Raw genomic sequence first — 22,862 nt, 5'->3', positions numbered from 1 at the left:
CTCGTTACCGCCCAGACGCGCGACGGTATGCGTTCCAAAGCGGGCCACCGTGTCGCTCGTGCGAACCACGCCGGTGAGCCGCGCACCGATCTCGCACAGCGCCTGGTCGCCAGCGTGTCGGCCGAGCGTGTCCGAGACCGTGCGAAACTGAATCAGGCCGATTGCGAGGACCGCGGTGCGTCCGCTAGTGCGCCGGCCCCTGGCGAGCGCCTGTCCGAGCCGGTCATAAAAAAGCGTCCGATTGGCGAGCCCTGTGAGTGCATCGTAGTAGGCAAGATGGCGAAGTTGTCGCTCCTGCTCGATATACTCGAGCCCGAGTCCGGTGTCGGCGGCAAGCTCCTCCAATAGCCGGATCTCCTCGGTGTCGAAAAACCCCGGCTCGTCGGCGTACAACGCCAGGGCCCCGATGGCGCGCTGTTGAAGCTGAAGCGGAAAGGCCGCCATCGAGCGCAAGCCAAACGCGCGGGCATTTTCGCGCCACAGCGCCATGTGGGAATCCTGCTCGATATCGTTGCATACCATGTACTTGCTGGAACGCAGCGCGTGACCGATGGGACCGCCGCCTTCGGGAACGTCCTCCTGCATCGAAATCCGGATCCCCTTGACGTAGTCCTGACCACTTCCGGCCCAGGCCGTTGGCACGACGTCCCCGCTCTCCGGATCCACCATCCCGATCCACGCAAGCTGAAAGCCCCCCTGATCGACTGCGATGCGGCAGGCTTCCGTGAGCAACGCCTCGCGCTCGCGAATCCGCAGTAGCGCACTGTTGATGCCACTCAATACCCTGTAGACTCGATTGAGGCGCTCGACCCGCCGGGTTTTTTCCGCGATTTCCGCGGCACGCCGCTCGAGTCCGCCGGCCATCGCGTCGAAGTCGGCGGCCAGTTCCCCGAGCTCGCTGCCCCCGCGTAGGGCATACGTACGTGCGGTAAGATCGCCGGTCGCGAGGCGCCGGGTGGCCGCGAGCAAGGCATGAACCGGTCGTATCACGAAGACGGTCCCCCCTAACCACGCCAGTATGAACACCACTGCCGTGGTCAACGTGAGGAGTAGCAGTTCGCGACGCGTCGTGCGATAGACCTGCGTGTAGGCGATCGTGGTCGGAATCCCCAAGATGACGTGCAAGTCGTGGGAGCTACCGAGGTGGCGGACCCGCGAAAACGCATAGAGGCTGGACACACCATCCGGGCCCCCAGTGTGCACGACCCCTGACCCCGCAACCGTGTGAAGAACGCGTCCGAGTGGGGTATTGGCCAGTGCCTTCCCCAACCACCGTTGTCCATGGGGATAGTGGAAGAGTACCCGCCCGGTGGGGTCGAGCACGGTCAGCGTCGCGCCGGCAGGTAGGCGCATATCCTTTGATAAGATATCGATCTCATTTAATTTCATCGCGGCGATCAGCAATGCTGTCACCCGACCCTGGGGATCGAGGAGCGGGTAGGCGGCTACCAGGACGGGTAGCCTCGTCATCTGGCCGATTTGATAGTTGCCGAGCGAGAACGCGTGCGTCTTGGAGGCACGTTGAAAGAACGCTTCCCGCGCCGGGTCAACTGGTTGGCGGAATTCCACTGCGCTACAGCGCACGTGCGCATCCGCGGCGATGATGGCGAAATTGGCATATTGCGGACTACGGGCGAGGATCCCCGCAAGGAACGAATGGCAGTTAGTGGTTCCCGAACGGACCTGTGGCAGGTGCGCAAGAAGCGCCAGGAGCTGACGGGTGTGGCGAATCCGCTGCGCTTCGCGAAGACCGATCTGTTGCGCCACGGCGATGGCTTGGTCCTGCGCGGTGGCCGTGGCTTGGGCCCGCTGCCGTTGCGCCGTGTAGCCGATGACTCCGAGTGCGGGGAGAACAGAAAGTCCAACCAACAGGAGCAGACGTGCGCGCAGCCCCCAAAGGTAGCGACGTGGCGTGGTCCGGCCCGGTAGCCCGTCCCCAGCAGCGAACCGGGCTTCATGCCCCCGCTCCCCGTTCTCGCGACCTTGGTCGCCACTGTCGGATTCGGCACGCGTCGTCATGGTGGCGACACCTCTTCTAGGCAGTGTTACTGGTGGAAATTAGAGCCGATCTCAAAATGCATCTCGGTCGCCCATGCGGTGTTGCGGACCCTGCTGCGGTGCTCATTTACTGGGTGTAAACTGCGCGCCTCGCAGGGCCCGCGCCTTGCCTGAACGCCCGATCTGCGAATTTGAGATCGGTTCTAGTACGGTTTCCCGGACTCGCGAGAGTCGGAACACTCGGTGAAGTCGGGTGTTCCCGTAAACCGGCAGTAAGATCATTGACGTGTAGATCTTCAGTTCCGCGAAGAGTTATCGGTTCGTCAATGCGCCATGATCGTGAGTCACGTTCTCAGTGCTTGCGCACGCTCGCTTAGCGCGATCGAGGTCCGAGACCGTTCGCCCTGCTTTCCTGCCTCGTGCTCATTACCTCACCTATGCCTATTGGGGTCAGCGGCAGGTTATTGAAAACATGTAGGGGTGGCCAATTTTTTTGGCCGCGAACACGAAGGCTTTGGGAACCGGAAAGGGATTCATGGTTGGCTATGTTTAGGTTCCCCAGCTCGGGCGCGCTTACTGGGGCATGCCAGCGGGTGAATGTCTTATGCGACATCGAAGACCCGCCACCAATGTCTGCTATTCCTGGGCGTCAGGGAGTGGTCACCTCTCCGACGCTGCCCGCCATGGAAGTGCGAAGCACGAGGCGGGTAGTCCCCGGAAGGCGTAGAGCGCGGGCGTATCGACGTAGTGGAGAAGTGGCGACGGACGTAGGGGGGGCCGGGGCCCAAAAGCTGGTCGCGCAGGCGAGTCGATTTTGGGGACTGGGATATCCCAAAATCGTTCACGACGTAGCGACACTCCTGCAGTTCGGTATCGCGATAAAAATTCTCGGCGGTCGAGTAACGAGGAGGAGGGCTTGCGGGGGAGGGCTCGGCATCGGTCGCCGGAGTGGACATGCCACGGGGCCGATTGCGGAGATGTAAAATTCCCCGCAGAACAATGTTCTATGGGGGGAGATCACGGTACCGCCGGTTTGGTGTCGGCACTGGGTGCATTGCGGAATCCCAGAGATTTCCTGGCGCTTGAAGTTCTCACATGGATCGGGGATAGTGCGGCAGGGTGATCCGTTGCGCCGTTGAGTTTGTGGATAAGGATGGGATCCAATGGCTTCGCCGCGACGCAGATAACTAATTGATAATACTTGTTAAGTTATTGATTATCCCGAGATCCCTTGCGCTCTGAAAGGAAGGACAGAACCAGGGTTTCTTGACACCCTGGAAGGCCGTCAGTGACAATTGCGCCGCAAATTTGCGCCCGTAGCTCAGTTGGATAGAGTACCTGGCTACGAACCAGGTGGTCGGGAGTTCGAATCTCTCCGGGCGCGCCAATAAAACAAAGGGTTAGATTAGTTTTGTCGCCGACCCCTTTGTATCCTCCGACATCCTCTTTGTTCCCTACGGGGAGCAAGCCCGTGCGTCGGACCACGATCAGCGTCGGCGCCTGCGCGAGCCCACGGTCGACGCTATTTTCGACCGCTCCCAGCAGCTCGCTCAACTCCGCAGCCGAGTAGTGCGTCGTAATGTCCCCATTATTGGCATGACCCAGCAGCGCCTTTCGTGTCTCCACCGGCACGCGCGACGCCCTCAGCCGTCTCCCGAAAGTGTGCCGGCGTTTTCGGAGCCGGCCTACGGGGATCCCGCGACGATCCTGGTCGTGGGCAGCGGGCCCGACGTCGTGGCGGCACTTGGGCGGGTCCTGGCCCCGGGTGAGTGCCGAATCGTGACCGCGGGCAATACGGAGGGGGACTTCGAGGCACTCGCTGCCAAGGACGTGGCACTCGTTTTCACGGGCGAGGAGGTCTTTGGGACCGTCGGGGAGGAATTCATGCGTTGAGTCTGCGGGATCTATCCAAACACGGCGCGCATCATGCTGGTTCGGGATACCGCCCGCCGGAGCACTACCGAGTCCGTTGGCCAGGATCCAGTGGCCGAATACATCCAACTACCGTTGGATGAGGACCATCTGCGCATCCGGCTCCGGGAGACCGTGCGCCAGCGACTTGGGCCGCCGGCGAACCGGTAACCCTCTGGCGTTCTTTTGCCTCCGGGATGCGGCCGGCGAGCAGCCGGGCACACCAGTACGACGGCCATAAATATCTCTCGCCGACCGTGTATTCGCGTTGGAATTGACGGACCACGAGTTGGGAATCGGGCCGGCAGATGAGCAGCCCCGCCCCATGGGCGACTGCCAGCTCCAGGCACTGGCAGAACGCAACAAGCACGTAGGCGGAGACTGCGATCCAGATTTGCCATGTCTGGGGTGCGTTGCACCTGACCCGATCGTGGCTCGGCGCTACGGCCAGACGGCGCTTGCCACCCCTGGCGATTACCATCTTACCATTAAGGACGGCTTGTTTTATTATGAAAATCAATAAATTAAGCTTAAGTAAGTGCCCTTCGTCACCGACCCCTTATTGTTCTACGCAGAAACCTGGGTTTGCACCAGCGCCGCCAGGCCATCGAATCCCAGGCGCATGTCGGTCACGCCGGCCACCAGCAACACGCGGCGCTCGACCATCTGAGTAGAACCTATCTCAAAATGCATCTCGGTCGCCCATGCGGTGTCGCGGACCCTGCTGCGGTGCTCATTTACTGGGTGTAAACGGCGCTCCTCGCAGGGCCCGCGCCTTGCCTGAACGCCTGATCTGCGATTTTGAGATAGGTTCTGGTTACCAGTTTTTTACTGCTCATTCAGCTTGATCCTATCTTGATCTTTCGGAAGATTCGCCGCAGGCCGGATCGATCTTCTTCTGTGTGCAAAACCGTTCGAACTGCCGCTGCGCGAGCTTCGACGGCACCGTCTTGCCGTTCTCCCAGCGGTTGACGGGGGCGAAGCTCACGCCGGGGGCGTGAGCTAGTTTCTCCTGGGAGAGCGTTAGCTGCCGCCGGACTTCCTTGACCGTTTCCGGGAAGTTTTCGGGTTGGCGGCTCATGGCCATTGGACATCTCCCGCTGATCGAATCAGCCGCAGCAGACCGGGGGCGACGTTCCACTGGTGGCCGTCGTCGGTGGCGACGCTGACGGTCTTCTTGTTGAGGCGCAGCACCACGCCCTCCCGCATCCGACCGTCCGGGGCCTGAAAGCCGACGCGGTCACCCCTGGTGAAGCCGGTCATCTGCGTTGTGGCGTGGGCCTGAGATATGAGATTGAGCCGTTCAACGATCAACCGGTTGAGAAAGAGCAGATCCTCTTCACCCAGCCGCTTGATCGCCTCGACGGCGGAGACACGGTCGACGATCTTGACGCTGCCGGGCTTCATGGCTGCGCCTGGTTTTGGAGCGTTTGCAAAAGCGGCAATAGCTGGGGTACGTCATCGCGGATGCTGCTCCACAGCGTGTCGTCGTCGATGCCGAGATCGCCATGGGTGAGGCGGTTGCGGGTGGCGATGATCATTCGCCAGGGAATTTTAGGGCGGGTGGCGCGGATCTCGTCCGGGAACTGGGTGGCGGATTCGCCGATCGGCTCCTTGGAGGTGGCCGGACCGTCGAAGGCCACCAGCACATCGACATCGCTGCCGCTGATCGCGGTATCGCGGGCGGTGGATCCGAACAACGCTAGCCGGGTCACGCCGAAACGGGCTTGCAGCTCGGGCTTGCTGCGGCTCAGCAGTTCGAGAGCGCGCTGTCTGTTCATGGGCCAACCTCCAAGGGTCGCTGTCCTCCATTTTGAGCCATTTATCCGCCGAACCGGCTGGGCGCATAAAGGCAACGTAACACCCACCGGAAATATAATATCTGCTATACGCCGTGCAACCTAAAATTGATGGAGTTCCGACCGGCGTGGGACTTGCGGGATATTTTAGGGTCGTTGTTAGGACTTTTGTTACTTCTGGCGTTGCCGCTGGGATGAGGCCCTACTAGGGTCCAGCCCCCAGGGTGCCTATCGCGCGCAAGACCCCCACTCCACGGGGTTAACGACGCTCATGCTCCGCGCCCGGCGCTGGCGCCGCCTGCATGAGCCAGGGGCGGGGCCGGTGGATGACCAGAGAAGACATGGGAACCAGCAAGCGCCGTCGGGTGGCCGAACCGGAGCAGTGAGCGTCCCGCCCCGGTCCACCCGCCCGGTCGCCGCGGCCCGACTATTCTTCGTTCTACAACCAGTACACAAATACGAACAGCAACAGCCAGACTACATCCACGAAATGCCAGTACCACGACACCGCTTCGAATCCGAAGTGGTCCTCCGGACCGAAATGTCCCTTCATGCAACGACCGAGGATTACACTTAGCATAATCAACCCGATCGTCACGTGGAGCCCATGGAACCCAGTCAAGATATAGAACGTCGCTCCATATACGCCAGATGTCAGAGTCAAATGGAGTTTCGTATACGCAAGATAGAATTCGCGGCCCTGTAGAGCAAGAAACACCATTCCGAGCGCGATCGTAGCGCCTACCGCAATCGTCGCAACACGCCGCCGCCCCTTGATCAACTGTTGCAGCCCCCAGGTAATTGTCCCACCTGACATCAGAAGAATCAGCGTATTCAATGCTGGGATCCCCCAAGCGTTCTCCGGTGTAAACGGTCCGCCCGACGGGCCGCTGGTAGGCCACGCGGCGTGGAAGCCCGCCCAGGGAGAATAGTGTGGGTTGAACGAAGCGAGCCAGGGCACCGCGATATTGCGTTCGTAGAACAGCACCCCGAACAGACTGCTGAAAAATACGACCTCCGAAATGATGAACCACCCCATGCCCCACCGGAACGACCGGTCTACCTGTGCTTGGTATGCGCCCATCCGGTTTTCCCGGATTACCCGCCCAATCCACGCGGACAAGGCATAGACTAAGATCACTGCCCCCACCAGGGCCGTCCAACGCCCGGCACGATAGCCGTTCACCGCCAGTGCCCCGCCCAGCGCCAGAAAAAACAGGCTCACAGAGAGGATGATGGGGTATGGGCTGGGACCGGGAAGATAGTAGTTGGCCCCGTCGGCATGCATTGTGCTCATCATTGTTGCCTCATCCGAAATTCCCTACGCTTAAGCTGCATCAGCAAGCCCGGCTTGGCGCTGCTCCCATCGGACAGGTAGGGACTCTCCATCCGCCGATCATGTAGGCACGTGACGTTCACTCGATCACCGGCGCCGAACTGAACGTGTGATACGGCGGTGGTGAGGGAAGCGTAAATTCCAAACCGTGTGCGCCCTCCCAGACTTGGCTCGTCGCCGCCCTGCCCGCACCGGAGATCGTGCGAACCACGTTGTATACGAACAGTAGCTGGGCTGCCCCTAGGGTAAATGCCCCTAAGCTAGAAGCCATGTTGAGATGCGCGAATTTGAGCGCGTAATCCGGTATCCGGCGCGGCATCCCGTCAATCCCTAGCAGGAATTGGGGTATAAACGTCGCGTTGAACCCGATCATGGTCAGCCAGAAATGCCACTTTCCGAGCGTCTCGTTGTACATGCGGCCCGTTAGTTTGGGCAAATAATAATAGGCAGCCGCGATCACCCCCATGATAGGTCCGCCGAAGAGTGCGTAGTGAAAGTGCGCCACGAGGAAATAAGTGTTGTGGTATTGCTGATCGGCCGCGGCGTCCGACAATACAAGCCCCGTCAACCCGCCGATACCAAACAGCACCACGTATCCGATCGCGAACAGCATCGGTGTTTCAAAGGTCATGGCCCCTCGCCAGATGGTGGCAAACCAGCAAAAAAACAGAATGCCGACGGGAACCGAAATCGCCATTGTTGAAAACATGAAGTAGATATTCGCGTAAGCGGGCAGGCCGGACGTGAACATATGGTGGGCCCATACAATCACAGAAAGCATACTGATCGCCGCGAACGAATAGACCTGTGCCTTGTATCCGTATATCGGTTTGCGCGCGAAGGTAGACAGGATGTGCGGCAATATCCCCGCCGTGGGAAGGAGCAGGATATAGACTTCCGGATGCCCGAAAAACCAGAACATGTGTTCCCAGAGTATGGGGTCTCCACCGCCGGATGCGCTGAAGAAATGGGTGCCAAAATGCCGGTCGGCGAGCAACATTACTGCCCCTGCAAGGAGGGCGGGGAATACCGCAATGAGCAAAAAGGCGGTATTCAACCAACTCCACACGAAGATCGGCAACTTTTCCAGGGTCATTCCGGGTGCTCGCAGGTTTAGCACCGTCACAATGACGTTGATTGAAGCCATCGTGGATGACAAACCGAGCAGAAAGATCGCGAAAATTGCGAAATCCACGCCCAGCCCGCTCTGGATCGACAACGGCGCGTAGATTGTCCATCCCGTATCGATGGTTCCGTTACCGATGCCGAGCAGCTGGAGAAACCACGGCAGCACCAGTAGGACAGCAGCCGGGGGAAGCAGCCAAAAGCCCCAATTGTTAAGCCTCGGCAAGGCCATATCGGGAGCACCGATCATCATGGGGATGAGGTAATTGGCCATTCCCGCGGTCACCGGCATCAGGGCTGCGAACACCATCACCAAGCCGTGGACAGTGATCACTTGGTTATAGAGTTCCGGGTGCATCAGCTTCATTCCCGGTTCAAACAGCTCTAGGCGGATGAGCATCGCCAGCAGTCCACCCACCAGGAACATCGTGAGTCCAAAAATCATATACAGGATACCGATGTCCTTGTGATTAGTCGTATACAACCATCGGCTGATTCCCCTGGGGTGGTGCTCCTCCTCAAGACCGTGAACATCAATTACGCTCATTGCTACGATCCTCCGCAATCGGACATTCGTGGAGACTATCTAACCTTTTTGGAGCGAAGCGCCTTTATGCTCGCCGGCTGAACGACTTGTCCGGTGTGATTGCCGAATGCATTTCGCTCAAATGTGATGACCGAAGCAATGTCGGTGTCGCTGAGTTGTGATTCGAACGCGGGCATCGGAGTGCCCGGGATACCGTGCATGACGATTTCGATGTGACTCGCGATGGGGCCTTCCGTGATGCGGCCAGCGCGGTAAAATCCGCGCTTCATTAGGTCAGAGAGCATCTCCTTGGATGCCGAAAACGGATGTTCGGTGGCGATCGGAGGAAACGTACCGGGAATTCCCAGCCCGTTGGGTTGATGGCAGGCCGCGCAGTTGCTGTCGAACACCCGTTTTCCATTGGCCATGAGCGCTTCTTTTGTCCAGACTTTTTCCGCGGCCTCGCGCGCGACTCCCGCTGCCGCGCGTTCCGATGCCACCCATCTGGTGAAGGCGGCCGGGGTTCTCGCGTCCACGACGATCGGCATGAAGGCATGACCGACGCCGCAGAGCTCTGCGCACTGTCCGCGATAGACCCCGGGCTTTTGGATGTTTACCCATGTCTTTCTGAGGTACCCCGGCACAGCGTCCTGTTTTATTCCAAAGGCGGGGACCCAAAAGCTATGGATCACATCTGCGGACTTCAATACGATCAAAACCTTTTCGTTGGTCGGCAGCACCAGTGGGTGATCGACCTCCAGCAGGAAATGTCGGTCCTTTGGTGCATTGCCATACACTTCATCCATGGGGGTTGATAGCGTACTGGTAAACTGGATCCCGTACGCCGGATAGGCGTAATGCCACTTCCACTGGCTCGCGGTTACCACAACAACCAGTTTGTCATCGCGCGTGTTCGCGAGGGCCAAAATGGAATGCAGGGCGGGGATTCCCAAAACCACATAATCTATGAATATCAGGGTCAGGACCGGAACGAAGCTCCACGCCCATTGCTTTTTCGTGGTCGGTTTTGTAAATGTTGCTGGCGTATAGTTCTTGCTTTTCCGGTGCGTGAACAGAGAATAGAACAGTACGCTGATTGCCCCGGCGAATATGACCGTAATAATGGCAAGGAACAGATCATGGATAAATAGCACCTCATGGGCGATTGGTGTTACCGGCGACGGGAAGTTGAAGAAATATCTAGCGCTTGCGGTTGGCGCCGATAGGGTACCGATAGCAAGCACCGCGCCGATGGATGCAAGCAGTCTTTTCGATGCCATGATTTTTCCCTTCGTGTAAATCTGGTCTGCACGGACACGGCCATACCGGGCGTCCGGGGGAGAAGACGCCACAAATGGTCGTGATCGTAGGGTGTTGTGCTTATCCGGTTGCTCCACGGACTCGGCCGTTGTCGCGTGCGTCCAGCCCATTCAACTTTATGCCCCCTCTTGCAAGGACATCGAGCGCGGCAAAACCGGGGTCGGTGACTGGCACGATGCTCCCTTGGCCGCTCTGCGTTTGCCGAACGCAACGATTCCGCACCCACCTGACGCTGAACACGGCGAGTAGGGACTGTACTAGTCTGAGGCGGACATCGGTTTGATCTGGATCAAAACGGGTCTTAGGTAACCAGGACAGACTAGTAGGTTTTTTTTGGGCAGCGGTGCTTTTCCGGCGGGACGAGCGATCCGGAGAGGTGACGGCCGGGCCGCGGTCGCGGTCGAGGGGTAAACTGCGACGCCGCCACCACTCGCGGATGCAACACGGCGGCGGGGTCTCCGGGTGCGCAGGGGACCCAAGCCGCGCGGGCGTAGTTATTCGTAGCGTTCGTTGGCAGGTTTCCATTCCGCGTCGTACAAGGACAGCCAGGGTGTCCAGCTGGCGTCTCTTGCAGGGTTCCCACGGCGCGCGGCCGGCGCGGGTACGCGCTGCGCCCCCGCATCGATGTCGTCAGGGGTGCGCTGGCGTTTGTCCATCCGTCTGCTGGCGCCTCGGGAGTGCGCAGTGTAGTTTAGGCGCAGCGCCGTAAAACCGTCGCTCGGAGCGGGTGACCGGGGTTGGCCCGGCCGGGGAGGAGGTCACCATCACGGCGGGCGTGCCGCTTCTTGGGATCAGCTTATGCGGCCGCCGGTAGGTAGTTTGTAAGTAATTGATTTTATATCGGGTATCAAGGATGGTCCTGGCGCCGCTCCGAGGCCCGCCGGATGGCATGTATGTTGCTGTTGTTGGCCCGGGAACGGTATTTAAAGAAAAAAGGGAAGCCCCCGGCATGCGCCGTTATACCACTGGCCTACGTGGACGCTTGTTGCTGCTGGTATTGTTGGCGGTGGTTCCGGCCTTCGCGTTGATGTTCTATACCGCGGTCCGCGATCAGCACCGGGCGGCGCGCAACGCCGAGCACCAGGCCTTGGGCGTCGTGCGGCTGGCAGCCGCGGAGCAGAATCAGTTGATCGCGGCCACGCGTCAACTGCTGATTACCTTTTCGCAACTGCCCGTGCTAAAACCCGCGAGCAGTGCCGCCGCTTGTCACCAGACCCTCGCAGCCTTGCGTGAGCCCTATCCCTATTACGCCAACTTCGGCGTGGCCACCCCGGACGGGCAGATGTACTGTAGCGCGCTTCCCCTGAGCCACCCGGTGAATATTGCCGATCGCCGCTACTTCCGCCATGCGCTCCGTTCGCGAGGTTTCGGGATCGGGGATTATCAGGTTGGACGGATTACGGGCAGCAGTGCCATCAACTTTGGCTATCCCATCTTCGACTCCAAGGGCCGAGTGGAGGCCGTGGTGTTCGCGGCCGTGAATCTGTCATGGCTCAGACGTCTGATCATCGGCACCGCCCTACCCGCCGGTTCCGTCGTGACGGTCACGGACAGCCAGGGCACGGTCCTGGCGGCGTATCCGAAGGCGGCACGGGAGGTGGGCCGCTCGATACGGGGCTCCGCGTTGTTCGACGCCATCCTCGCGCACCCCGATATCGGCCTTGCTAAGGTCGTGGGCCCGGAGGGGATCCTGCGCCTCTATGCCTTCGCACCCCTGCGCGACAGCTCTTCGCGCAGCGCCTATGTGAGCGTCGGAATCCCCGAGGCGGTGGCCTTCGCCGGCGCCAGGAAAGACTTCGTGCGCGGAATCGCGCTCCTGCTCCTGGCAGTGATCCTGGCGCTGCTGTCCGCTTGGGTGGGCAGCGTGCTGTTCGTGCTGCGTCCGGTCAACCTCCTTTCGGCGGCGGCCCGCCGGCTCGGAGCCGGCGACCTGGGTGCCCGTACCGGCTTGTCCCATGGTCCAGGGGAGCTGGGGCAGCTTGCCCGATCCTTCGACGACATGGCGAGTGCCCTGCAGCGGGTGCATCGCGCCCGGAAAACCCTCAGTGCCGGGAACCGGATCATGGTCCGCGCCACGGATGAGCAGTCCCTGCTGGTGGAGATGTGCCGGATCATCGTGGAGGTTGGCGTCTATCCGTGCGCTTGGGTGGGGTACGTGGAGCACGATCAGGAAAAGACGGTGCGCCTCGTAGCGCAGGCGGGCTTCGAGGGCGGTCTGGCGGCCTTGGCCAGTTCGATCCGGGTCAGCTGGGGAAATTCGGATCACGGACACGGTCCGGCGGGAATGGCGATCCGCAGTGGCCTACCTTGTGTGGCACAGAACATCGTGACCGACCGGCGATTCGCGCCCTGGCGGGAAATGTTTACCCGCTGCGGGTACGCCGCAGCGGGCGCCTTCCCGCTCCATGGGGACGGCCAAGTGCTCGGTATACTGGTGATCTACTCCATGAGCGCGGATGCCTTCGATGAGGAGGAAATGGACCTGCTGGCGGAGGCGGCCCAGGATCTTGCCTTCGGGATCGCGACGCTGCGCACCCGCGCGAATCATGACCGGGCCCATGAAACCATCCGCCACATGGCCTACTACGATCAGCTTACCGGCCTTGCCAACCATATCAACCTTCAGGAGCGGCTTCAGCAGATCCTGCGGGCGCCGGATACCGGGCGGTCACCATTGGCGTTGCTACTGGTGGGCATCGATCGTCTGCGCGAGATCAACGACGCTTTGGGTTTCGATCAGGGGGATCTCGTACTGAAAAAGGTCGGGGAGCGGCTGTGCAGCGTCATGGCGGAGAGCGAGATGATCGCGCGCCTGCGCGGCGACGAATTCGCAGTGCTGCTTCCCGGCCGGGACGCGGCCTACGCGGTTCAGGCCGCGCTGCGGATCCTGGACGCACTGGATGCACCGCTCGCGTTGAGCGATCTCGTGTTGTCGGTGAGCGCAGCAGTCGGCATTACCCTGGCACCCGAGCATGGCACCGAGGCGACGCACCTGATCCGCAACGGCGATATCGCGATGAATCAGGCGAAGAAGTTGGGTAGCCGCCACGCATTCTACGATCCGGCGCAGGGCAAGGACAGCCGTCAGCGCCTGGCCCTCGCCAGCGAACTCAGGCGGGCCATCGAAGAGGGTCAGATGACCCTGTACTATCAGCCGAAGGTCGGATTCAAGACCGGAATGGTCTGCGGCGCTGAGGCGTTGATCCGCTGGTTTCATCCCCGGCGCGGCATGATACCTCCAGACGAGTTCATTCCTCTGGCCGAGCAAACCGGCCTGATCAATCCGCTTACCGACTGGGTGCTAGGCGAAGTCGCGCGCCAGACCGCGGTTTGGCGTGCGGCGGGCCTGGGGATTGCGGTCGCCGCGAACCTCTCGGCGCGCAACCTGCGCGACCCGGCGCTGGTGGATAAGGTCCGGCGGCTCTCAGCGGCGCACAATGCGGGGGCCGGATGGTTGGAGTTGGAGGTGACGGAAAGTGCGATCATGGACGACCCGGATACCGCTTGGGACATTCTCGTACGGCTGAGCGATATGGGGATCGCGTTGTTCATCGACGACTTTGGGACTGGCTATTCCTCCCTGGGATACCTCAGGAAGCTCCCGGTGGATGCCGTGAAGATCGACAAATCGTTTGTCCTCGAGATGCTGACCAACGCCGATTCGGAGGCGATCGTGCGTTCGACCATCGACTTGGCCCATGACCTCGGCCTCAAGGTGGTGGCCGAAGGCGTTGAAGACCAAGCCACCTGGGACCGCCTCGTGGACTTCGGCTGTGACGTCGCCCAGGGATATCACATCAGCAGGCCGTTGCCAGACGAGCAGTTTGCGGCTTGGTTGCGGGATGCGGGGCTGGCGGCCGACGTCCCACGGGGGTGAGGCGCGGCGCTGGGGATCAGGTCCGCGCGGTCGCGGTCTGTCCCAGGGTGGCGATCCGGAGTGGGTGTGCTCCCGGTGTCCGTCGCGACGGCATGCCGGACGGTTCTGGCAACCGCTCGTTCTGCGGCGGCGACATCAGCGTCGCCAGTGGACCACTGGCTGGCGGCCCATAGGGCGTGGGCGCCATTTCAACCGTTCCCAGCCCTCGTATCCCGCAGATGACGGACACCGTACCAGCCGGCACCGGCCAGCAGTGCGATGCCAATCAGCGCGTCGAAGCGATGAAAATAGCCGCCCAGCGTATCCCAGTGCTCCCCCAGCTTCATGCCGATCCAGGCCAGCCCCAGGCTCCATAGCAGGGATCCGGCGAAGGTATAGAGAACGAACCGGGTCAGGTTCATGCGCGCCACCCCGGCGGGCAGCGCGATGAAGGTCCGGATTACCGGCAGGAGCCGGCCGGCGAAGATCGTGATACCCCCATGGCGCTGGAACCAGCGGTCCGCCAACGCCAGGTCGCGTTGGGAGATCAGCAGGTAGCGGCCGTATTTTTCCAGGGCCGGGCGTCCGCCCCATACCCCGGCGTAATAGGCCACCAGGGAGCCGAGCACGCAGCCCACCGCCCCCGCCAGTCCCACCAGCCAGAGGTTCATCTCACCCTGATAGACCAGATAGCCGGAAAACGGCAGGATGATTTCCGACGGCAGTGGAATGCAGGCGCTCTCCACCCCCATCAGCAACACGATGCCGCCATAGCCCAGGTGGGAGATGGTCGATAGGATGAACCCGGCCAGCAGCGTCAGGGTCTTGTCGATCATGGTGGGATTGTATCCGGGATGCGCCCATGGCGTCCGTCATTCGCGCGCTGGCGCGCGCCGACACGGTCCATCGCCGGGGCGTGCGACGGCGCCGCCGAGAACGCCGCGTTCGCGCCCCCGCCGAGCCCGATCCGCGTGGCGCCCTTCAGGGGGCCTTGCGCCCGATCAATTCGATGGAATAGCCGTCCGGGTCCTCGACGAAGGCGATGACCGTGGTCCCGGCGTTCATGGGACCTGGCTCGCGCAGGATGCGGGTACCGTGTGCGCGGATCTTCTCGGCGGCTTGATACACGTCTTCCACCTCGATGGCCAGATGACCGAAGGCGTCACCGAGCTGATAGCGCTCCACGTTCCAGTTGTAGGTCAGCTCGATCACCGTGTGGTCCGACTCTTCCCCATAACCTACGAACGCCAAGGTAAACTTGCCGTCCGGATAGTCCTTCCGGCGCAGCAGTTTCATGCCAAGCACCTGGGTGTAGAAGCGAATGGAACGGTCCAGGTCGCCGACCCGGATCATGGTGTGGAGAATACGCATGCCGCCTCCTGATTCGGTGTCCGGCGCGCGGCCGGCCGGGGGGGTGGGGTCGGATCGGAGATGCGCCCGGGCGCAGGCCCGTAGGGCGAGTGTAGCGGATCCCGGCGGGCCTCAAAAGACGGCGCCGCCGCGGCGGTGTCGGGCACGCCGGATCCGGAGCTCGCCCGCGCGGCGCGGGATAGCTGGGGTTGCGCGCCATACTTTGGTGACTCGACCCATGGAATCAGGGGATGGCGCCGCGCTGTGCAGGCGCTCGGATGGGAGTAGACTGTTTCGGGTTGCCGCCCGTGACCGGGCGGCCCCGGTGTTCGAGCGCAGGCGGGCAGGCGCACCGACATCATGAAACGGCGCGGCTTCATCTTCGGCATTGCGGCCGCCTCCTTGGCGATCCTATGGACGGGGCGGGCGCGCATGCCGGCGTTCGCCGCCGCGGGAGGGCCCTCCTTGGACGAGATGCGCGCAGATTGGACAGCCCTGCTGGCGCCGGGCGCGGACGTGGCGCTTTCCGTCGCGCCGATACACAAGTCCACGGCGCAATGGAAAGCGAGCCTGGATGACCTTGCGTTCCGTGTGCTGCGCGAGGAGGGCACCGAGCGGCCCTTCTCCAGCCCGCTCAACGAGGAGAAGCGCGCGGGTGTCTACGCCTGCGCCGGCTGCGGCCTCCCGCTGTTCACCTCCGCGATGAAGTTCGACAGCGGTACCGGGTGGCCGAGCTTCTTTACCCACATCCCCAGCCATCTCGCCACCACGAAGGATTACAAGCTGATACTGCCGCGCACCGAGTACCATTGCGTGCGTTGCGGCGGGCATCAGGGCCATGTCTTCGACGACGGTCCGCAGCCCACCGGCCAACGCTGGTGCAACAACGGCGCGGCGCTGCGGTTTATCCCTAAGGTGTAACCCGTTCCCGAGCCGCCGACCCGCGTAGCGGCTGGTCTCAGCCCCCGCCGCCGGGTTTTTCCTGGTGGCCGCCGAACCCGGCGCGCATGGCAGAAAGCACCTGGGCCGCGAAGCGTCCTTCATTGCGGGAAGAGAAACGCTCGAACAGCGCGGTGGTGAGCACCGGTGCCGGGGTGCCGGATTCCACTGCCGCCAACACCGTCCAGCGGCCTTCGCCGGAATCCGAGACGCGCCCGGAAAATCCCTCCAGCGTGGGATTGGCGGCGAGCGCGTCGGCGGTCAGGTCCAGCAGCCAGGAGGAGATGACCGTCCCGCGCCGCCACAGCTCGGTGATCTCGGTCAGATCCAGGTCGTACTGATAGGCCTCCGGGTGTTGCAGCGGGGAGGTCTCCGCATCGTGCTCGAATCCCTGTTTGCCCACGTTGGCGTGCTTGAGCACGTCCAGCCCCTCCGCCAGCGCGGCCATCATGCCGTACTCGATGCCGTTATGGACCATCTTCACGAAATGGCCCGCGCCAACCGGTCCGCAGTGCAGATAGCCTTCGGTGGCCGGTCCGCCTTTGCCGCCCCGGGCCGGCGTGGGCGCGGCGGTTTTCACCCCGGGGGCCAGGGCGGAGAATATCGGCGTGAGGTGTTCCACCGCGGCGCCGTCGCCGCCGATCATCAGGCAATATCCCCGCTCCAGCCCCCAGACGCCGCCGCTGACGCCCACGTCGAGATAGCGCAGACCGTGCTCTGCCAGCGCCCCGGCGCGCCGGATGTCGTCCCGGTAGTAGGAATTGCCGCCGTCGATCACCACGTCGCCGGTTTTCAGCAGCGGGGCAAGTTCCTGGATCATGCTATCGACGATGGCCACCGGAAGCATCATCCACACCGCCCGGGGTGTTTTCAGTGCCGCCACCAGGTCTTTCAACGAGGCGGCGCCGGTGGCGCCTTCCTGTTCCAGCGCCTTGACCGTCGCGGCGCTGCGGTCGTAGACCACGCACTGATGACCGGCGCGCAGCAGCCTGCGGACCATGTTGGCACCCATGCGCCCGAGACCTACCATGGCTATCTGCATCGTGTCGTCCTCCTGTCGGGAATGGGTTCGAACCGGCGCTATCGCGCGGGTCGCCCGTCTTGCGGTTCGGGCTCTCCCGCCGCGCCGCACGGACGGGGGTCGGTTGGTGGTCGAACCGGCTCCACCTCCGCCGCCTTACGCCGGATTTCTGAACTTACAGTACCACGTTCCGTTTGGCGCCGCGGAGCGGGTCCGACGTACGGTTTGGATGGATTCCGTGGCCCATGGTTCCGGGCCGAACACCGGCGCCGGTAACGAACACGAACCGGTTGGGATGCGCGCCGATGGTCTCCGGGCCCCGCGGGTCCGGTTTACGGCTACACTCTCTGGGCGCCGGCCGCGGCGCCGTGACAGGTGCCGGCCCCCCGCTTTTCCCGCGGGCGGCTTGGTGGACCGATAGAACCCTGGACCAAATAAAATCAATGACATGTACGGAGGAGGCGCGTCATGACCCAAACATCGCAAGGGGTCGCAGGCCACTACGACCGCAGCGGCCTGGGGGAGGCTATCCTGCAGGCACTACGGGACGCCGGGAAGGATCCCGAACGTCTCACGCCGGATGATCTCGCAGCGGTGGACGAGTTCCATATCCGTGGACGGGAGGCCACCGAGGAACTGGTCCGGCTCGCGGCGTTCACCGCCGGCGCGCGGGTGTTGGATGTGGGCTGCGGAATCGGCGGGCCCTCCCGTCAGCTTGCCCGGGCGTGCGGCTGCAAGGTCACGGGACTGGACCTCACCATGGAGTACTGCCGCACGGCGAGCATGCTGGCTGCGCGTACCGGCCTGGATCACTTGGTGGACTACCGTCAGGGCGATGCGCTCGACATGCCGTTCGAGGACCAGAGTTTCGACGGTGTCTGGACCCAACACGTCACCATGAATATCCCGGATAAGGACACGTTGTTCCGCGAGTGCCGCCGGGTGCTGCGGCCGGGAGGACGCATCGCCCTGTACGAACTCCTCGCCCACGGGAACGGTGGCGGTCTGCACTTCCCGGTGCCCTGGGCGCGGGAGCCGTCCATCAGCTTCGTGGCCACCGAGTCGACGCTGCGCGCGGCCCTGACGGCGGCGGGCTTGGGGCCTTCGCCGATCGGTTTGCATCTGCTCCTCGGCGCGGACTTCGGCGCCATGGCGGCCAATGTGCTGCGCAACCTCCGGGAGGAGCGCCTGCGCATTGTCCAGGTGGTGGCGGATGGATAGGGCGGGACCCGGAAGTCTTACTGGGGGCCTATATCGTAAAAAATGATCACCAAACCCACGGACCAAGGTACGCGCGTTCCGTGCGTTCGGTGGCGCAACTCAGCGCTCTGGTCCGCCGTCAATAGCCAGGGCTCAAGTAAGCGCCATACGGGCGGGCCCGCGATTTTTCCGGTGTCACTGGGATGGCGCTCTCCCGGCGCGGATTTTCGGATCGCTGCGCCCGGGGCGCCGGCCCGCACGGGCGCGGCACGCGCCTACAGCAGCACCCGTTCGATGCCGCCGTCCTTGGCGCGCTCCACGAAGCGCTGCTGCCAATCCTTGCCCAGGAGGTGGTTGGCCATCTCCACGACGATATAGGTGGTCTCCAGCCCGGTATCGTTGGCATAGCGCATCAACCCCTGCTGACAGGCCGGACACGAGGTGAGGAGCTTCACGTTACCACCGTGGGCCCGGGTCGCGCCGGTGAGGGAGCGGATGCCCTCGTGCAGTTCCTCCTGCTTGCGGAACCGGACCTGCGTGGCGATATCCGGGCGCGATACCGCAAAGGTACCGGCCTCGCCGCAGCAGCGTTCCGAGAGCTGGACCTCCTGTCCCATGAGTCGCGCGGCAACCTGGGTGCCGCTGTAGGTCTTCATGGGGGTATGGCAGGGGTCGTGATACAGGTAGCGCACCCCGCTGACGCCGTCCAGGCGCAGCCCCTTTTCCATCAGGTATTCGTGGATGTCCAACAGCCGGCAGCCCGGGAAGATCTTCTCGAACTCATAGCTCTGGATCTGGTCCATGCAGGTGCCGCAGGACACGATCACCGTCTTGATGTCCATGTAGTTGAGGGTGTTCGCGACGCGGTGGAACAGCACCCGGTTGTCGGTGGTGATCTTGTGGCCGCGCGCGCGGTCGCCACTGGATGTCTGTGGATAGCCGCAGCACAGGAAACCGGGTGGCAGCACGGTCTGCACCCCGGCCTCGTAGAGCATGGCCAGGGTGGCGAGGCCGATCTGGCTGAACAGGCGTTCCGAACCGCAGCCGGGGAAATAGAACACCGCGTCGGAGTCTTCAGTGATCCGCGCCGGGTCGCGCAGGATGGGCACCATCTTGTTGTCTTCCACCCCCAGCAGGGCGCGCATGGTGCGGCTGGGCAGCCCGTCGGGCATGGGTTTCTTGACGAAGTTGATTACCTGGGCGCGTACCGACATGGGCCCGGTGGTGGCCGCCGGGCGCGTGGCGTTGCCCTTGCGCGTCAGCCGTCCCACTACGTGGTAGGCCAGGCGCTGCCCCCGGTACCCCCACTGGATCAGGGTCTTGCGCATCAGGTTGATGGTGCGCGGATCGGTCACGTTGAGAAACGCCATGGCCGCCCAGGTCGCGGGGCTCGCGCGCTTCTGTCCGCGCTGGCGCAGGATATGGCGCATGCGAATGGATACATCGCCAAAGTCGATGTGCACCGGGCAGGGATCGAGGCATTTGTGGCACACCGTGCAGTGGTCCGCCACGTCGTTCATCTCCGCGAAGTGGTGGGTGGAGATGCCGCGCCGGGTCTGTTCCTCGTAGAGGAAGGCCTCGATGATCAGTCCGGTGGCCAGGATCTTGTTGCGCGGGGAGTACAACAGGTTGGCGCGCGGCACATGGGTGGTGCACACCGGCTTGCACTTGCCGCAGCGCAAACAGTTGCGGATGTCGTCGTTGAGCGCCCCGAGTTCGCTCTGCTCCAGGAGCAGCGCCTCCTGCTGGACCAGGCGCAGGGACGGGGTGTAGGCCTGCGCCAGTCCGGAGCCCGCCATGAGCTTGCCGCGGTTGAAATGGCCATCGGGATCCACCTTGGCCTTGTAGGCGGTGAACGCGTCGAGGGCGCCGGCCTCCAGGTACTGGACCTTGGTCAGGCCGATGCCGTGTTCGCCGGAGATGACCCCTCCCAGGGCCTTGGCGAGGGTCATGACGCGACGCACGATCTGCTCCGCCTCGCGCAGCATCCGGTAGTCGTTGGAGTTGACCGGGATATTGGTATGCACGTTGCCGTCGCCGGCGTGCATATGGGTGGCTACGAACAGCCGGCCGGAGCGCAGGGCGTCATGGATCCCGTCCAGGCGCCGATGCACCGGTTCCAGCTCCTGTCCGGCGAAGATCTCCTTGAGCGGGCGCTCCACCTCGCGCCGGTAAGAGATGCGCAGGTCGCGGCGCAGGAGCAGGTCGAGGAGGCAGTCACCGGCCTGCAGCCGTGCCCGGCTGGTGTCGTCCAGCAGCGCGTCGTGGCCGCGCGCGTCTTCATCCAGGTGCGCCAGCAGACCCTGCCAGTGGTCCCGGACCCGCCCCAGGTGCTCCTGGGCCGCCGCCTGCTTGGCGGCCAGGATGGCGCGGTTCTCGGCGCTGTCCTCGAAGCCGGGCAGGCCACGCAGTTCCGGGAGTTCCCCAGCCAGGTATTCCAGTACCGCGTCGATCATCTCCAGCTTGTTGCGGGTGGAGTACTCCACGTTGATGCGCTCGATCCCCGCGCTGTAGTCCGCCAGACGCGCCAGCGGGATCACCACGTCCTCGTTGATCTTGAAGGCGTTGGTGTGGGTGGCGATGGCGGCGGTGCGCGCGCGCGGCGCCCAGAACCGGCGGCGCGCCTCGGGGCTGACCGCCACGAAGCCCTCGGCGCCGCGGGCGTTGGCCATGCGCACCACCTCGGAGGCGGCTTGTGCCACGGCGTCTTCCGCGTCGCCCGAGATATCCGCCAGCAGCACCATCGTGGGCAACTCGCGCCGTGGCGCCATGGTGCTGTAGTCCACCGCACGGACGTAGCGGGCGTCGAGATGCTCCAACCCGCTCAGCAGTACATCGGGATGGGCGTCCAGATAGGCCTTGGTCTCGACGATCGCCGGTACCGCGCGCTTCAGGTCGGTGCCGAAGAACTCCAGGCACACGGTGCGGGTATGACGGGGCATGCGGTGCAGGATGAACACCGCCGAGGTGATCAGGCCGTCGCAGCCCTCCTTTTGCACGCCCGGCAGCCCGCCGAGGAACTTATCGGTCACGTCCTTGCCCAGGCCATGTTGCCGAAGGCTGCGGCCGGCCATGCGCAGGGTCTGGGGCGTCCCCACCGGGGTGCGGCCGTCGGCGCGGTAGCGCGTGAGCCGGAACTCCACCGTCTCCTGGTCGTGGATCCGCCCGAGATTGTGATGTACGCGTTCCACTTCCAGCCACAGCCCGTCGGGCAGCACCATCCGCCACGACGCCAAGTTGTCCAGGGTGGTTCCCCACAGCACCGCCTTCTTGCCGCCGGCGTTCATGGCCACGTTGCCGCCGATGGTGGAGGCGTCCTGGGAGGTGGGATCCACCGCGAACGCATACCCGGCCGCTTCGGCCCGTTCCGATACCCGCCGTGTAACTACGCCCGCTTCCGCGCGGATCGTGGGCACCTCGTGGTCGAGACCCGGCAGCACGCGCAACTCCACCGTCCCCAGTCCTTCGAGCTTTTCGGTGTTGATCACCGCCGAGCGGTGGTCCAGGGGCACCGCGCCACCGGTGTAGCCGGTGCCGCCGCCGCGCGGAATGATGGTCAAACCAAGCTCCACGCAACCCGCCACCACGGCGCGCACCTCGGCCTCGTCGTCCGGGCTGATCACCACGAACGGCATTTCCACGCGCCAGTCGGTGGCGTCGGTCGCGTGGGATACCCGGGCCAGGCCGCCGAAGTCGATGTTGTCCGCGCGCGTGACGCGGCGCAGACGGCGCCGGATCCGCGCGCGCAGGTCGCGGGTCTCCGGGAACCAGGCCTCGAACCGGAGCACCGCCTGGCGCGCGCGGCCCGCCAGTTCCAGGGCCAGCAGATTACCGTTGGCGCGGGCGACGATTTGGTCCAGCCGGTGGTGCAGGGCATGGGCCAGGGAGCGGAACCGCTTGCGGTTCTCCAGCAGGTCGTCCTGGATATAGGGGTTGCGGTCCACGACCCACATATCCCCCAGTACCTCGAACAACATGCGGGCCGAGATGCCGGTGCGGCGGGTGCCGCGCAATTCGTTGATCACCGCCCACATCTCTTCCCCGAGATAACGCTCGACGATCTCCCGGTCGGAGAACGAGGTGTAGTTGTAGGGGATTTCGCGGATCCGGTGCGCTGAGGCAGTCATGGTGTGATCGCAAGCCGTTCAATCAGACAGGGTGGCCGCCGGTACGGCGCGGCGTCGATACGCACCAGACGGGATCATGGGGGCAGGCGGATGGGTCTGCGCCGGAGATTATACGCGCCGCGCGCCCGTGATAAACGCTGGGGGTTGGCATTATGATGGGGCGGCGCCGGATCGTGCCGGTCCGGTGGGGAACGCGGTGCCGGCCGCTGCCGGCCACCGGCTGCCGGGCCATGGGACCCCAGGGGGGCGGGGCAGAGGGACGCTCGGCCGGACCCACTGGCCCGGCGCCGGCACGCTCTGGTGGCGGCGCGTACCGGCGCTGCGTGCCCAGGACAGGCGTGGCAGTCCGGGGGC

The 22,862-nt window shown here is 63.4% G+C and carries 15 protein-coding genes and 1 tRNA gene; 5 read left to right on the top strand and 11 right to left on the bottom strand.

What is annotated here, in order from left to right; all coding sequences use genetic code 11:
• The coding region (locus B7Z66_12715) for a hypothetical protein (GenBank protein ID OYV75516.1) at positions 1-2,019 on the bottom strand (2,019 nt) is incomplete at its 3' end.
• Between the two features lie 1,289 nt (positions 2,020-3,308).
• On the opposite strand from B7Z66_12715, the gene B7Z66_12710 reads away from it, so the two are divergent.
• Both B7Z66_12710 and B7Z66_12705 read left to right on the top strand, forming a co-directional pair.
• Positions 3,309-3,385 (top strand) — tRNA-Arg (locus B7Z66_12710).
• Between the two features lie 275 nt (positions 3,386-3,660).
• A complete protein-coding gene (locus tag B7Z66_12705) occupies positions 3,661-3,891 on the top strand; it encodes a hypothetical protein (GenBank protein OYV75515.1) in 231 nt (76 codons plus the stop codon).
• An 868-nt stretch (positions 3,892-4,759) separates the two neighbouring features.
• On the opposite strand, the gene B7Z66_12700 is transcribed toward B7Z66_12705, so the two are convergent.
• From B7Z66_12700 to B7Z66_12675, 6 genes are all read right to left on the bottom strand, one after another.
• Positions 4,760-4,990 (bottom strand): transcriptional regulator, encoded by a 231-nt coding sequence (locus tag B7Z66_12700; GenBank protein OYV75520.1) that lies wholly within the window; start codon positions 4,988-4,990, stop codon positions 4,760-4,762.
• Complete coding sequence (locus B7Z66_12695; GenBank protein ID OYV75514.1) at positions 4,987-5,316, bottom strand: hypothetical protein; 330 nt, start codon at positions 5,314-5,316, stop codon at positions 4,987-4,989. Before B7Z66_12695 ends, B7Z66_12700 begins: the two co-directional genes overlap by 4 nt.
• Complete coding sequence (locus B7Z66_12690; protein ID OYV75513.1) at positions 5,313-5,690, bottom strand: hypothetical protein; 378 nt, start codon at positions 5,688-5,690, stop codon at positions 5,313-5,315. Before B7Z66_12690 ends, B7Z66_12695 begins: the two co-directional genes overlap by 4 nt.
• A gap of 457 nt (positions 5,691-6,147) precedes the next feature.
• Complete coding sequence (locus B7Z66_12685) at positions 6,148-7,005, bottom strand: cytochrome c oxidase subunit 3 (GenBank protein ID OYV75519.1); 858 nt, start codon at positions 7,003-7,005, stop codon at positions 6,148-6,150.
• 118 nt (positions 7,006-7,123) lie between these two features.
• Entirely contained in the window at positions 7,124-8,716 is a 1,593-nt protein-coding gene (locus B7Z66_12680; protein ID OYV75512.1) for a cytochrome c oxidase subunit I, read from the bottom strand.
• 35 nt (positions 8,717-8,751) lie between these two features.
• Positions 8,752-9,975 (bottom strand): cytochrome c oxidase subunit II, encoded by a 1,224-nt coding sequence (locus B7Z66_12675; GenBank protein ID OYV75511.1) that lies wholly within the window; start codon positions 9,973-9,975, stop codon positions 8,752-8,754.
• Positions 9,976-10,868: 893 nt separating this feature from the next.
• Here B7Z66_12675 and B7Z66_12670 point away from each other — a divergent pair.
• Complete coding sequence (locus B7Z66_12670; GenBank protein OYV75510.1) at positions 10,869-13,892, top strand: hypothetical protein; 3,024 nt, start codon at positions 10,869-10,871, stop codon at positions 13,890-13,892.
• Between the two features lie 188 nt (positions 13,893-14,080).
• Here B7Z66_12670 and B7Z66_12665 read toward each other — a convergent pair whose 3' ends face one another.
• Both B7Z66_12665 and B7Z66_12660 read right to left on the bottom strand, forming a co-directional pair.
• Positions 14,081-14,707, bottom strand: a complete 627-nt coding sequence (locus tag B7Z66_12665) for an alkaline phosphatase (protein OYV75509.1) — start codon at positions 14,705-14,707, stop codon at positions 14,081-14,083.
• Positions 14,708-14,852: 145 nt separating this feature from the next.
• Positions 14,853-15,242, bottom strand: a complete 390-nt coding sequence (locus B7Z66_12660) for a lactoylglutathione lyase (GenBank protein OYV75508.1) — start codon at positions 15,240-15,242, stop codon at positions 14,853-14,855.
• Between the two features lie 339 nt (positions 15,243-15,581).
• Here B7Z66_12660 and B7Z66_12655 point away from each other — a divergent pair, with 339 nt between their 5' ends.
• Positions 15,582-16,142: a peptide-methionine (R)-S-oxide reductase gene (locus tag B7Z66_12655; GenBank protein OYV75507.1), complete on the top strand. Its 561-nt coding sequence runs from the start codon at positions 15,582-15,584 to the stop codon at positions 16,140-16,142.
• Between the two features lie 37 nt (positions 16,143-16,179).
• Here the strand turns inward: B7Z66_12655 and B7Z66_12650 are convergent, their stop codons facing one another.
• The gene (locus B7Z66_12650; protein ID OYV75506.1) at positions 16,180-17,202 is read right to left on the bottom strand and encodes a 6-phosphogluconate dehydrogenase (decarboxylating); all 1,023 of its coding nucleotides are present in this window, start codon (positions 17,200-17,202) and stop codon (positions 16,180-16,182) included.
• Between the two features lie 447 nt (positions 17,203-17,649).
• On the opposite strand from B7Z66_12650, the gene B7Z66_12645 reads away from it, so the two are divergent.
• A complete protein-coding gene (locus tag B7Z66_12645) occupies positions 17,650-18,402 on the top strand; it encodes a hypothetical protein (protein OYV75505.1) in 753 nt (250 codons plus the stop codon).
• Between the two features lie 254 nt (positions 18,403-18,656).
• Here B7Z66_12645 and B7Z66_12640 read toward each other — a convergent pair whose 3' ends face one another.
• A complete protein-coding gene (locus B7Z66_12640) occupies positions 18,657-22,508 on the bottom strand; it encodes an FAD-linked oxidase (GenBank protein ID OYV75504.1) in 3,852 nt (1,283 codons plus the stop codon).
• Between the last annotated feature and the right edge of the window lie 354 nt (positions 22,509-22,862).

Source organism: Chromatiales bacterium 21-64-14 (assembly GCA_002255365.1).
Classification (GTDB): Bacteria; Pseudomonadota; Gammaproteobacteria; order 21-64-14; family 21-64-14; genus 21-64-14.
This window is presented reverse-complemented; position numbering and strand designations above follow the sequence as displayed.